At 37.7% G+C, this 12,971-nt stretch carries 12 protein-coding genes; 6 read left to right on the top strand and 6 right to left on the bottom strand.

All coding sequences use genetic code 11. The annotated features are described in order from the left end of the window. The first annotated feature begins 23 nt into the window (after nucleotides 1–23). From FA584_RS07830 to FA584_RS07815, 4 genes are all read left to right on the top strand, one after another. Complete coding sequence (locus FA584_RS07830; RefSeq protein WP_096046780.1) at nucleotides 24–827, top strand: HrcA family transcriptional regulator; 804 nt, start codon at nucleotides 24–26, stop codon at nucleotides 825–827. A 54-nt stretch (nucleotides 828–881) separates the two neighbouring features. Continuing rightward, on the top strand, nucleotides 882–1,397 hold the full coding sequence (gene grpE, locus FA584_RS07825) for a nucleotide exchange factor GrpE (protein ID WP_369805716.1): 516 nt from the start codon (nucleotides 882–884) through the stop codon (nucleotides 1,395–1,397). Nucleotides 1,398–1,498: 101 nt separating this feature from the next. Beyond that, a complete protein-coding gene (gene dnaK / locus FA584_RS07820; RefSeq protein ID WP_096046778.1) occupies nucleotides 1,499–3,385 on the top strand; it encodes a molecular chaperone DnaK in 1,887 nt (628 codons plus the stop codon). Between the two features lie 183 nt (nucleotides 3,386–3,568). Further along, nucleotides 3,569–4,600, top strand: coding sequence for an HD-GYP domain-containing protein (locus tag FA584_RS07815; protein WP_167749076.1), 1,032 nt, complete (start codon nucleotides 3,569–3,571; stop codon nucleotides 4,598–4,600). 24 nt (nucleotides 4,601–4,624) lie between these two features. On the opposite strand, the gene ppk2 is transcribed toward FA584_RS07815, so the two are convergent. After that, nucleotides 4,625–5,470, bottom strand: a complete 846-nt coding sequence (gene ppk2, locus FA584_RS07810) for a polyphosphate kinase 2 (protein ID WP_226372295.1) — start codon at nucleotides 5,468–5,470, stop codon at nucleotides 4,625–4,627. Nucleotides 5,471–5,633: 163 nt separating this feature from the next. On the opposite strand from ppk2, the gene dsbD reads away from it, so the two are divergent. Continuing rightward, the gene (dsbD, locus tag FA584_RS07805) at nucleotides 5,634–7,397 is read left to right on the top strand and encodes a protein-disulfide reductase DsbD (protein ID WP_167749074.1); all 1,764 of its coding nucleotides are present in this window, start codon (nucleotides 5,634–5,636) and stop codon (nucleotides 7,395–7,397) included. Then, nucleotides 7,398–7,688: a hypothetical protein gene (locus FA584_RS07800; protein ID WP_167749073.1), complete on the top strand. Its 291-nt coding sequence runs from the start codon at nucleotides 7,398–7,400 to the stop codon at nucleotides 7,686–7,688. It abuts the gene before it with no gap. A 34-nt stretch (nucleotides 7,689–7,722) separates the two neighbouring features. Here FA584_RS07800 and kdsB read toward each other — a convergent pair whose 3' ends face one another. The 5 genes from kdsB to FA584_RS07775 form a co-directional block, all read right to left on the bottom strand. Further along, the gene (kdsB, locus tag FA584_RS07795; protein WP_167749072.1) at nucleotides 7,723–8,427 is read right to left on the bottom strand and encodes a 3-deoxy-manno-octulosonate cytidylyltransferase; all 705 of its coding nucleotides are present in this window, start codon (nucleotides 8,425–8,427) and stop codon (nucleotides 7,723–7,725) included. Next, entirely contained in the window at nucleotides 8,424–9,911 is a 1,488-nt protein-coding gene (gene thrC / locus FA584_RS07790; protein ID WP_167749071.1) for a threonine synthase, read from the bottom strand. Before thrC ends, kdsB begins: the two co-directional genes overlap by 4 nt. 102 nt (nucleotides 9,912–10,013) lie before the next feature. Beyond that, nucleotides 10,014–10,865, bottom strand: a complete 852-nt coding sequence (gene argB, locus FA584_RS07785; RefSeq protein ID WP_096046774.1) for an acetylglutamate kinase — start codon at nucleotides 10,863–10,865, stop codon at nucleotides 10,014–10,016. A 33-nt stretch (nucleotides 10,866–10,898) separates the two neighbouring features. Next, complete coding sequence (locus tag FA584_RS07780) at nucleotides 10,899–11,849, bottom strand: tetraacyldisaccharide 4'-kinase (protein WP_228447951.1); 951 nt, start codon at nucleotides 11,847–11,849, stop codon at nucleotides 10,899–10,901. Further along, the gene (locus FA584_RS07775) at nucleotides 11,830–12,963 is read right to left on the bottom strand and encodes a DegT/DnrJ/EryC1/StrS family aminotransferase (protein ID WP_096046772.1); all 1,134 of its coding nucleotides are present in this window, start codon (nucleotides 12,961–12,963) and stop codon (nucleotides 11,830–11,832) included. The genes FA584_RS07780 and FA584_RS07775 overlap by 20 nt, the downstream gene beginning before the upstream one ends. Nucleotides 12,964–12,971 lie beyond the last annotated feature (8 nt).

Below are 12,971 nucleotides of genomic sequence, written 5' to 3'. Positions count from 1 at the left end.
ATTAAACATTAAGAGTGCTAAAAATGAAAAAACTTTCGAAGCAAGAGTTGATTTTAGATGCTATTATTCAAACTTATCTTAAATCAAGAATGCCTATTGGATCTTTAGAATTACAGATGAAGATGACATTAGGTATCTCTCCTTCAACCATACGTATTTATTTTAAAAAGCTCTCTGATGTGGGTTCACTTGAGCAATTACATGTAAGCGGTGGCCGCGTGCCAACACATCGTGCTTTAATGGGATATTGGCAAGAAAAATTGGATCCAACGCATCCTTTAGAAATTAAAAATATTGATAAAATTAAACGCTCATCTCACGAACACAATCTTTTTTGTATTGTTGAAAAAACTGCCAATTCTCCTTTTAAGGAGTTAGTAACGGTGCAGAATCGTTTTTTGATTTTAGTCTTTGATGAACATGAGGTTGTTTTAAAGTTTAACGCTAAAGTGGAGCAGTTTTTACAACGACTCGTTGGCTGTCAAATGCGCGAACTCAAAGATATCTCAGCACAAGTAGGATTGTATGAGTTGCATGAAAAACTCTCAGCTATTTTTTCCCAAGCACCCATTTTGAGAGAAGGGGAGAAAGAAATGTACTCTATTGCACAAGAACTCCAAAATGAGGCGTTTATCCAACGGTTTCAAACGCTTCATTTTGTAGAATCTATTACCGATGGACTCTACTTTGATGGCTTTGTTCCTCAAGGATGCATGGCAATCAAACAAAAAGCACAACTCAAAGATGAAGATACAACAGTAGATTTTTTCTGCTTTGGTCGCATTGAGAGTGATTTCGAAGAGTTCTTTAATCAAGTGAAGGAGTAAAACGTGGATGAAAAATTAAAAGAGGAACAGGGTGTCTCTGATGTTTCTGCTGAGATCGTTCCTGAGTGTTCAGAGCCTCAAGAAGACGACGAATGCGAATGTGAGCAAAAAAGTGAACTCGAAGAACTCCAATCTAAAGTTGCCGAACTTGAAGATAGATATTTACGAGCAAATGCTGATTTCGACAATATGAAACGACGTTTGGAAAAAGAGAAAATGCAAGCCATTTCGTATGCACACGAGGTGTTTGCACGGGACCTTTTACCTGTCATTGACTCTTTAGAAATGGCAATTTTGGCAGGAAGTAACACAGAGATTGAGAGTGGTGAGCTTTTAGAAAAAGTTAAAGAGGGTTTAGGCCTTACGATTGATCAATTTCGCAAAGCGTTTGAAAAACACGGTGTTGAATTGGTTGCGATTGATGGAACATTTGATCCAAATTTCCATGAAGCCGTTATGCAATTAGAAAGCGCGGAGAAAAATAGTGGCGAGATTTTACAGGTTTTCCAAAAGGGTTACAAGATTAAAGATCGTATTTTAAGACCAGCAATGGTGAGTATCGTCAAATAAAATTAAAATACGACCGTTAGGTTGTGCTTTAGTGTAATGAATTGAAGATGGACTCTGTTCGCATTTAAAAAATAGTAAAAATAAAAATCAAAGGATAAAAAATGGGAAAAGTAATTGGTATTGATCTAGGAACCACAAACTCATGTGTCTCTGTCTATGAGCGCGGTGAGAGTAAAGTTATTCCTAATAAAGAGGGTAAAAACACAACCCCATCTGTTGTTGCATTTACCGATAAAGAAGAGGTTTTAGTTGGTGATACAGCAAAACGTCAAGCAGTCACCAATCCAAAGAGAACCATTTATTCTATTAAAAGAATTATGGGTCTTATGAGTAATGAAGAGAAAACGATTGAAGCTAAAAAACGTCTTCCGTATGCTATTGTTGATAGAAACGGCGCATGTGCGATTGAAATCGATGGTAAAGTGTACACGCCACAAGAGATCAGCGCAAAAGTGTTGATGAAACTTAAAGAAGATGCTGAGGCGTATCTTGGTGAAGAAGTAACAGACGCGGTCATCACTGTTCCTGCGTACTTTAATGATAGCCAAAGAAAAGCAACCAAAGAAGCAGGTACGATTGCAGGCTTGAACGTTCTTCGTATTATCAACGAGCCAACAGCAGCGGCTTTGTCTTACGGATTGGATAAAAAAGAAGCTGAGAAAATTGTTGTTTATGACTTGGGTGGTGGAACATTTGACGTTACGGTACTTGAAACAGGTGATAATGTTGTTGAAGTTTTAGCAACTGGTGGTGACGCCTTCTTAGGTGGTGATGACTTTGATAATAGATTGATTGACTGGTTGGTTTCTGAATTTAAAAACGACAATGGTATTGATCTTAAATCAGATGTTATGGCACTTCAACGTCTTAAAGAAGCAGCTGAAAATGCGAAAAAAGAGCTTTCATCTTCCAATGAGACAGAAGTTAACTTACCATTTATCACAGCGGATGCAACCGGTCCTAAACACTTGGTTAAAAAATTGACTCGTGCTAAATTTGAATCTATGATTGAAGATTTAGTTGCACTTACGATTAAAAAAATCAAAGAAGTTGTTAATGACTCTGATTTAAAAAAAGCTGAAATTAAAGAGATCGTTATGGTCGGTGGTTCAACGCGTGTTCCTTTGGTTCAACAAAAAGTCAAAGAATTCTTTGAAAAAGATCTTAATAAATCTGTGAACCCTGATGAAGTTGTCGCCATTGGTGCAGCAATTCAAGGTGCCGTTATTAAGGGTGATGTCAAAGATATTCTTCTTTTAGATGTTACGCCTCTAAGCCTTGGTATTGAGACTTTGGGTGGTGTCATGACGAAACTCATTGAAAAAGGTACAACGATTCCTGTTAAAAAATCTCAAGTGTTCTCAACTGCGGAAGATAACCAACCTGCGGTTACCATTCATGCGCTTCAAGGTGAGCGTGAGTTTGCAAGAGATAACAAGTCACTCGGTCAGTTCAATCTTGAAAGCATTCCACCAGCCCCTCGTGGTGTACCACAAATCGAAGTTGCGTTTGACATCGATGCAAATGGTATTTTGACGGTTTCTGCTAAAGATAAAGCAACAGGAAAAGCACAAGAGATCAAAATCTCTGGTAGTTCAGGATTGGATGACGCTGAAATCGAGAAAATGGTTAAAGATGCTGAACTTCACAAAGAAGAAGACAAAAAACGTAAAGAAGCGGTTGATGCTAGAAATCAAGCCGATGCACTTGCTCACCAAACAGAAAAATCGTTAGGCGAAATGGGCGATGCCATCAGTGCTGAGGAGAAAACAAAAATCGAAGCAGAGCTTAAAGCACTTAAAGAAGTTCTTGCAAACGAGAGTGCAACAAAAGAGCAAATCGATGCAAAAGTCAAATCTCTAAGCGAAGCGAGCCATAAACTTGCGGAAGCAATGTACAAAAAAGATCAAGGTGAAGCGGGTGCCGCTGGCGGTGAAAAACCAAAAGCTAAAAAAGATGACGATGTCATCGACGCTGAAGTAGAATAATAACCTCTTTTTTTACTATCTTAGCCGTATTTATACGTAAGTAAATGCGGCTAGGAGAAGTTCTTTCCCTTTCATTATTTTCAACAAAACAAATAATCCTATTTATTTCATTTTTGCATGATATAATAGCTGCCATCAAAAAATAGAAATGCGCTGAAGAGTGAATGGTTAAGGTATCGTGTTATGAGCAAAGTAGTTAAAATATTTTTAAATCATGGATTTACTCCGATAGATAATAGGGCTTTTAGACGTGGAACGGTCTTGGCTTTTGATTGCTACATTCAACGATTCAATGGCTTTGTCATTTTAATCGAAAGTGGGACTTTTTTAAACGAAGAGATATATCAAAAGCTAAGTAACCCCGATTTGCAAATTTATGTAGAAAATAAGAGTTATCCAAAGTACAAGGTATATCATGATGAAACTATTCATAAAATAGGGAATGTATCCGAAGAAGATACGCTGTATAGTTTTGATGAAGCTGTCAAAAATTGTATTGATATTCATAAGATTGTATTAAAAACTCAAGCTATCACTGAAAAATTAAAACTGATATATACACATTCTAAATCTCTTTTTGATGCCTGGATCAAGGATAAAGAAGAAAAATATCTCCCGATAGAAGCAATTGATATTTTAGCAGAAGAGTTGGTGTTTGTCGTCAATCAAGAACGTGTGACACTCTCAAAATTCAATGACTTTTTAGATGAAAAAGATTCCTTATCCGCGCATTGCATTAAAGTTGCTTTTTTTGCTTCGATTCTTGGAAGCCAAATTGGCATTGATATGACGGATCAGAAAAAATTAGTATTAGGTGCAATTTTACACGACATTGGTAAATATGAGATAGATGATGAATTGTTGAATAAGCCTGATTTTTTGAGTGAGAGTGAAATTAAAAAAATTCAGACACATGTTGACGCGAGTGTCACATTAGTCAAACGCAGTGGCTTAAAAGATAGAATTGTCATTAATGCAATCAAAGAGCATCATGAGAGGTTAGATGGAAGTGGTTATCCTCGTGGAATTGATAGTTCTCGTATCAGTTCATTTGAAAAAATTATTGCTATTTGCGATATATTTGATGCCTTGATTACACTAAAACCTTACAGAGGTGCTTACAGTACCTACAATGCTTTATCCTTAATTCAAGAAGAGTCTAAAAATAAGCTTGATATAGACTATATTAAACTCCTCATCAAACACTTACGCTAGCTCAAACCTTTTTACATGTAAAGCTTATCCATTCAAGTGAGACAAGTTTTCGCTTGGTAAGCTTTTTTCCATAATCTCTATCTCTTGCTTACCTGAACGTACAATAGAGTTGTCGGTTGCTAAGTGTTTTTTCTTGATTTTATCGGGGTAATCAACATTTTGCAAGATATGTCGAATGGTGTTAATCCTCGCTTTTTTCTTATCGTCAGAGAGAATAATGGTCCATGGGCATTTAGGATTGTTAGAAGCTAAAAGCATGGAGTATTTTGCAACCGTATATTGATCCCATAGTTCTTGTGATTTCTCATCTACGGGAGAGAGTTTAAACTGTTTGAGAGGGTCTGTTTTGCGCTCTTTAAAACGTTTGGCTTGCTCTTCTTTACCCACTGAAAAATAGAATTTGAAAAAGATGATGCCTGCATTTGCGATCATGGTTTCAAATTTGGGAACTTCACGCAAAAATTCTTTATGCTCTTCTTGGGTACAAAATCCCATGACAGGCTCAACACCAGCCCTGTTATACCATGATCTATCAAACAGTACGATTTCTCCAGCAGAAGGTAGGTGCTCTGTATAACGCTGGAAATACCATTGTGAGCGTTCAGTATCGGAAGGCTTAGAGAGTGCGACAATTCTAGCTCCTCTAGGGTTTAAGTGCTCTGTAATACGTTTAATCGTTCCACCTTTCCCCGCAGCATCACGCCCTTCAATAATAATAAGCACTTTGAGCCCTTTATCTTTGACGTGATTTTGGAATTTGAGCAGTTCAATTTGAAGTCTCTTTAAATCTTTTTCGTATTTGAGTTCGCTTTTTTTAACCCAAATTTGGACTTTGTCATCTTTCTCTTTTATGGGTTCTTTATCCATGATCAGTTCTTCATTTTGGAGGACTATTTTTTCTTTTTTCTTTTTACCCATATTCTGCTCCTGCTTTTACATGTAATGCTTTATAATACTCTTAAAATCGTTGTAATTTAAAAAACATTTAGAGTTCTTTGATACAATAAACAATTATTTTAGAAAAGGTGCTTTTGTGCAACATATTTTACGGTATTCTGCTTTGTTCTTTTTGTTAATGGTCTCTCTTTTTGGTGTCGAAAAGCCAAAGGTTTTAACGCCAGAAGAAGCTTTTAAAGTCACTGCAACACACACTCTTCATGGTGCTATTATCAGTATTGCTTTAGGCGATAAAATTTATATGTACGATGATAAGATCAAATTAGAACTTACTCAACCTAAAGTGGTTGATATAACCGGATGGATTGAACGACCTAAATCAGAGAACTTTCACGACTATGTAACGCAACGAAAGTCTTTTGAGCTTTTTGTCCCACAAAGCTTATTGGAAGATCAGGTCAAAAAAGGCAATTTTACGCTCAAACTTTCCTATCAAGGTTGTTCAGAACTTGGTATTTGCTATCAACCCCTTACCAAAGAATTTACATTTAATCTTATGGGTTCCTCTCTTATTGTCGCACAAAATAAGACGGTTCTCTCAGAACAAGATGAAATTGCACAAAGTTTTATGAATAACAATATCATTTTTGTCTTACTCAGCTTTTTTGGTTTTGGACTCTTACTTTCATTAACACCCTGTGTCTTTCCGATGGTGCCTATACTCTCTTCCATTATTGTCTCACAGCCTAGTATGTCAATGAACGCTAAAAAGGGTTTTTTACTCTCTTTAGTGTATGTCTTAGCCATGTCTTTGGCTTACACGATTGCGGGTGTCCTTGCAGCACTTTTTGGTGCGAACATACAAGTTTCAATGCAGAACCCTTGGGTGATTGGTGCTTTTAGTGCAGTTTTTGTTATCTTGGCGCTTTCAATGTTTGGTTTTTATGAGATTAAGATGCCAAATTTTATTCAAAATAGAGTAAGTCAAAAAACTGGAAAGGCGCAAGCTAAAGGAATTATTGGCATTGCGGTTATGGGTTTTTTATCCGCACTCATTGTAGGGCCTTGTGTGGCAGCACCTCTTGCTGGTGCTCTCATATACATCTCGCAAAGTGGTGATGCCTTGCTTGGTGGAAGTGCTTTATTTGTCATGAGTCTTGGCATGGGAATTCCTCTGCTTCTGTTGGGTACAACGGCGGGTAAATATATGCCACGTCCTGGCATGTGGATGCGAAATGTGAGTGTCTTCTTTGGTGTGATGCTGTTAGGTGTTGCTATCTGGATGCTTTCGCGCATTATCCCAAGCTTTGTTAGTATGGCTCTGTGGGCAGTATTGATTATTAGCGCTACGATTTACTTTGGTGCACTTGAACCTTTAAACGAGCATACAAAAGGGTGGCAAAAAATATTTAAAAGCCTTCTCTTTATAATACTTGTATATGGTGTAGCCCTTTTCATTGGCTTTTTAAGTGGGGCAAGCAATCCTTTAGCACCTTTTGAAAAATTTATAGCTAAAGAGAGTTTGACTGTGCCTTCATCATTATCTTCTTCCTCTTTTACGAAGGTTAAAAATCTAAATGAGCTTGAAAATGCCATTAAAAATAGCCCAAAACCAGTGATGGTAGATTTTTATGCTGATTGGTGTGTGAATTGTGTTGAATTCGAAAAGTTTACCTTTAGTGACGCTAGTGTAAAAGAAAAACTTGAAAAATTCACGCTTTTAAAGGTGGATGTGACAAAAAATAGTGAAGAAGATAAAGCTTTGCAAAAAGCTTTTACGATTTACGGTCCTCCTGCCATTTTGTTTTTTAAAGAGGGTAAAGAGAGTGCAGAGTTTCGTCTGGTTGGGTTTAAAAATGCTGATGAATTTTTAGCGCATCTTGAAAAAATAGGAATTTAAATGAACGTTATTTTGATTGTCGAAGTCGAAGGCTTAAATGAAAAAACTGTTTTTGAAAAACATCTCAATAAAGAGGGCTTTACACCTATTCCTAACGAAGTATTTGCCTATGAAGGCAACACAACTACCCATATGTTTAGTACACGTGCCTTTATCTTAGAAGTGGTTGAAAAAGGGCTTAAAAAATCGGGTTTTGAGTCATGTAGGATTATTTTTCAAGTGGGTGAAAACCCAATGGAAGCGTATCTTTTCGACCACGAAAAAGATACTTTCGAGCAAGTAGCCGTTTAAACAATAAAGAGAGATTCATAGCTCTCTTTATTGTTTATTGAAAAAAGTGTAGTGCTCGCTCTAAATCTTCTTGCGTATCAATTCCGAAACTTTGACTTTCCACTTCCACCATTGCAATTGTGTAACCATGGTAAATAGCACGCAACTGTTCTAGTTTTTCAATATGTTCAAGAGGTGCATAGGGTAGGGTACAAAAGGTTTGAAGTGCTTTTTTACGAAACGCATAAAGACCAATATGCCCAAAATAGCCCTCAAATCCACCTTCACGGTCATAGGGAATCACACTTCTGGAAAAATAAATAGCATTTTTGTTAATATCTAAAATGACTTTAACGAGGTTTGGATCTTTTACATGGTTAAGATCAATCTTCTTACACGCGCTAGTAATCATCGCGTCGGTATTTTTCGCTCGCTCAATGACACTTTTGACAACAGCTTCTTCAATAAATGGCTCATCGGCTTGTACGTTGACAATAATTTCATTCTCTGAAAGATTGAGTTTAGAAGCTGCTTCATTAATACGATCTGTTCCGCTTTGGTGATCTTGTGAGGTGAGGATGGCTTTAAACCCATAATCAGAAGCGAGTTGAACGACTTCTTCCGTATCTGCGGCGATGGCAACATCATCAAGATTTTGTACACGTTTTGCGGTTGCAATGACCATCGGAAGCCCATGGATATTGGCTAATATTTTACCTGGAAAACGTGTGGAAGCAAGGCGAGCAGGGATGATGATCATTTACTTGCCTTATGATTTAAAAAATTAAAAATTTCTGCCTCAATGCCTTCTTTTGCAACGACTTTATCGTGAATGACGGGCTCATTAAAGAGAGTGCTGATGCAATTTGGAATCTTTACATGTAAAGCATTGCTGATGCCCTCAAGTGCCTCTTTATCGTTGTATTTTACGCTGTTTTGGTTAATAGCATTCAGCATCGTTGGAGCAAATTTAGTCCATTCAGCTGTGGAGCAAAGGACACATGGAAGGGGTTTGGCTTTGAGTTCTTGATAGGCTTTAAGACACGTTGCTGTGTGAGGATCCATGATGTAGCCTTGGTTGGCATAATGTTTGATTTGATCTTTGCCAAAGGTATCATCGGAGTAAACGGCTTCAAAATCTGATTGCAAGCTTGCTAACTCTTCTTTGCTTAATATATAGAGTTTGTTTTCTTTAAGGTCTTCCATAAGCTCTTTGGTACGAATGGCTCCAAATTTATCAAACAAAACACGCTCTACGTTGGATGAGATCAAAATGTCCATTGCAGGGGAAGTTGTTTGAAGGAGGCTTCGATTTCGAAGATCATAAACACCTGTGGTGATAAGGTCGGTAAGAATGTTGTTAATGTTGGAAGCAATTAAAATTTTCTCAATCGGCAGTCCCATTTTTTTCGCATAATACGCACCTAAGGCATTACCAAAGTTTCCACTAGGAATGATCGTATAAAAGGGCTTTCCAAGTTCTACTTTCTTTTGTTTGAGCAAGGCGACATAAGCGTAGATATGGTAAATGATTTGGAAAATAATACGTCCAAAATTGACCGAGTTAGCAGCGCTGAGTTTAATATTTTTGGTACTCAATGCTTCTTTAAAGCTAGACGATGCGAGCAAGCGTTTGAGCGCATTTTGGGCATCGTCAAAATTGCCATGAATACCAATGATTTTGAGATTTGGGCTCTTTTGTGTGGTCATTTGAAGGCGTTGGACATCACTTGTTCCACCATCAGGATAGAGACATACGACCTTAATATTTGGTTTATTGGCAAACGTATCTAATGTGGCAGGTCCCGTATCGCCGCTGGTTGCTGCAAGAATGAGATACTGCTCGTTTAACTTTTGCGCAAGGTGCGAAAGAATGTAGCCAAAAGGTTGCAATGCCATATCTTTAAAGGCACGTGTTGGACCATGGTAAAGTTCATTGACAAACAAGTCATCTTCAATTTGAACCAGTGGTGTAGGCTCGCTAGCATCATCAAAGGCATCATACAATGCAACAGCTTTTTGCATGACCTCTTCTTCAATGTCAATTTTAAAGAGTCTTAAAATATCAAGCGTGATCTCTTTATAGCTTTTTTTTGAAGCCTTCTCTAAAAAGTCTGTGTCAATTTTAGGGAGGTTCTCTGGCACATAAAGTCCGCCAAAGCTTGCACTTGGGTTTAAAATAGCAAATGAAAAGGGAACTTTGTTTGGTTTAATACCATCATTTCCACGGGTTTCAATAAACATACTCATCCTTACTAATTTCTATACACTAAAAAAGCAACGCTCTTTTAGCTACGTTAGCCTCTCGGCACTGAAACTTGCCAACAATGTTGACAGAATTTAATTTTATTCTTTAATAATCGTGCCAATACCATCTTTGGTAAAGAGCTCTAATAAAATGGAGTGTTGAACTCTTCCATCAATGATGTGTGCGCATTCAACCCCTCCACGCACAGTTTCTAAACACGCGTCTAGTTTTGGGATCATTCCGCCACTGATCGTACCATCTTTTTTAAGGGCTTTGATTTTGGTTTTATCAAGGCTGGAGATGAGATTTCCCTCTTTATCTAAAACACCGGGGGTGTCTGTGAGGAAGATGATTTTTTTGGCTTGCATTGCCACAGCAATTTTACTGGCGGCTAAATCTGCGTTAATGTTATAACCGGGATGATTGATATCATCACCCGCTGCAATGGGGGCGATGACAGGGATGAATTTTTCACGCATAAGATGCTTGAGCACTTTCTTGTCGATCTTTGTAATATCGCCTACAAGTCCGTATTTACCATCGTCCATGGGGCGCGCATGGATAAAATTGGCATCTTTGCCCGTAATGCCAATGGCTTTGGCGCCATGATGATTAAGTAGGGTCGTGATTTCTTTATTGATACTTCCACTGAGCACCATTTCGACCACTTCCATCACTTGGTCATCTGTCACACGAAGTCCATCCACAAAGCTACTTTTGACTTCAAGTTTATCGAGTAGGGCATTGATTTTTTTACCGCCGCCATGGATAATGATAGGCTTGATTCCCACAAGATAAAGTAGGACAATATCTTTTGCAAACTGCTCTTTGAGTTCGGGGTTGATTTGTGCGGCGCCACCGTATTTAATGACGATGGTTTTTTTATTAAAAAGTTTAATGTACGGCAATGCGTCCATCAAGATTTGTGCTTGGTGTATTTTATGTTGCACAGCAAATCCTTGTATAAAGGTTAAAGCCTTATTTTAGCGTTTAGGAGCTAAAAGTGTGTTTATTTTTGCGAGTGTTTCAGGGAAGATTTCGACTTCAAGTTTAAGAAGAGAGAGTGGGATGTCAAAGGTAGCCATTTTAACGGCATCTTTTTGTGTGGTTAAAATGGTCGTCGCTTTATGTTCATGAAGGAGAATTTCAAGCTCTTTTTCTGAGTACATATAATGGTCTTCAAAACTAACTTTTCCAACAACATTGTCGGGCAGATAAGCATCCAAACGACTAGGTTTGGAGATAGCTGTTACGAGAAGCATTCTTTCACTAGGATTAATGACCTCAACATGACGTTTAAAATCCATATCTTCTGAGATAACAAGATCAGCATATTGGTAAAGAAATCTTGGTTCACGATATGGTCCACTGGGGAGACAAAAATTGTTTGCTGGTTCGGGATTTGGTTTGACTAAAATATCAATTTTATGAATAAAACTTTTGGAAAAACCGTCATCCAAAAAGACAATTTTTGCACCTTTTTTCTTTGCAAAGCGAATGGCTTCCACACGATCTTCACTCACAATAACGGTTGATTTTGGTAAAGATTTGGCATACAGCATTGCTTCATCACCACTAGCTGGTGCATCGCACATAATTTGACCATTATCTGAGACAAGAATGAGTCCATGTGATTTACGCCCATATCCCCTAAGAACAATAGCAACATGGTCACGATTTTTGGCTAAGGCGATACAAAAAGGTGTTTTACCATTGCCACCAACGGTAAGATTGCCTATACTGATGATAGGAATTGTAAAAAAAAGCTTTCTTCTTCTGCCAAAGAAACGCTTTGATAAAACAATAGCGCAGTAAAGGGCACTTAATGGTAGGAACAGATAAGATAAAAATCGTTGAAATAAAGAAGTTGGGTAGAAGAGATAGGCTTCTACCCATAGAACAAAACGTGAACGGTTAAACACGGTTCTTAGCAATCTCTTTGATTTGTTCACAAATGTGAAGAACATCTTTATCACTGAGGCTTGAGTAGATTGGTAGTGATAAAATTTGTTGATAATTGCTGAGTGCTTTTGGAAAATCATTGACACGCAAGTTGTATTTATGCTTATAGTAGCTTAAAAGGTGTAATGGAATGTAGTGAAGCCCTGTGTAAATACCTCGCTCTTTAAGCTCTTTTGCAAAATTATCTCTATTTTTATCAATTTTGATGATGTACTGTGCATAAGTATGATCACGTTTTTTAATCGGCGTAGAAACATGTGGACATGAGGCAAGCTCACGGTTATAAATATCAGCAATTTCGAGTCTTCGCTCAATAAAGCTTTCATTTTTTTCCAATTGACCGATTGCAAAAGCTGCATTAAGTTCATTGAGGTCATATTTTAATCCAATATCAACCACATCATAGACATAACCAAGGTTACCAAATTTGTCCCAACCGTCTCCTACAAGGGCATGGTTACGAAGAAGGCGTGCACGTTCTGAAAGTTCAGGATCTTTAGTCGTCATAATACCCGCACTGGATACAGAATTATTAGATTGTGGATTGAAACGAAAAACGGTAATGTCGGCGTCAAGAGCGCCTATTTTTTGCCCCTTATACGTAGCACCTAGTGCTGCTGTTGCATCTTCGACAATTTTAATGTCATATTGCTTCGCTAACTCATAGATTTTTGAAAGTTCAGCAGGTTGCCCAGCAATATGGCTGATGAATGCACCTTTAAGTTTTTTAGCTTTATTGTTTTTAAGGACACTCTCTAATTGTTCAATATCGATGTTGAAATCATCTTTATCAATGTCCACAAAAATAGGTTCAGCGTCAAAGTGACGAACCACTTCTGCAACGGAAGGAAAAGCATTGACCGAACAGATAATTTTATCACCGCGTTTAAGATCTAAGGCACACATAGCAAGATGCATGGCAGCTGTTCCATTCACCGTTGAGATGGCATCGCCACAGTTAGTATATTTTATAAACTCTTTCTCGAGTGTTTCGACTTTGTTAGCTTTTTCCAAATCCAAAACTTCATTGATAAGTGTTTTTTCTCTTTGATCGATAAATGGTTTATAAAATGGTATTTCTTTCATGTTTATCC

It is taken from the genome of Sulfurospirillum diekertiae (assembly GCF_011769985.2).
In the GTDB taxonomy this organism is placed as follows: Bacteria; Campylobacterota; Campylobacteria; order Campylobacterales; family Sulfurospirillaceae; genus Sulfurospirillum; species Sulfurospirillum diekertiae.
The sequence above is the reverse complement of the archived record's forward strand: the minus strand, read 5'-3'. Positions and strand labels throughout refer to the sequence as shown.

Coding starts and splice junctions, on each gene's coding strand:
- FA584_RS07830 (WP_096046780.1), top strand. CDS start 24: ATGAAAAAACTTTCGAAGCAAGAGTTGATTTTAGATGCTATTATTCAA.
- dnaK (WP_096046778.1), top strand. CDS start 1,499: ATGGGAAAAGTAATTGGTATTGATCTAGGAACCACAAACTCATGTGTC.
- FA584_RS07815 (WP_167749076.1), top strand. CDS start 3,569: ATGAGCAAAGTAGTTAAAATATTTTTAAATCATGGATTTACTCCGATA.
- FA584_RS07800 (WP_167749073.1), top strand. CDS start 7,398: ATGAACGTTATTTTGATTGTCGAAGTCGAAGGCTTAAATGAAAAAACT.
- kdsB (WP_167749072.1), bottom strand. CDS start 8,427: ATGATCATCATCCCTGCTCGCCTTGCTTCCACACGTTTTCCAGGTAAA.
- thrC (WP_167749071.1), bottom strand. CDS start 9,911: ATGTTTATTGAAACCCGTGGAAATGATGGTATTAAACCAAACAAAGTT.
- FA584_RS07775 (WP_096046772.1), bottom strand. CDS start 12,963: ATGAAAGAAATACCATTTTATAAACCATTTATCGATCAAAGAGAAAAA.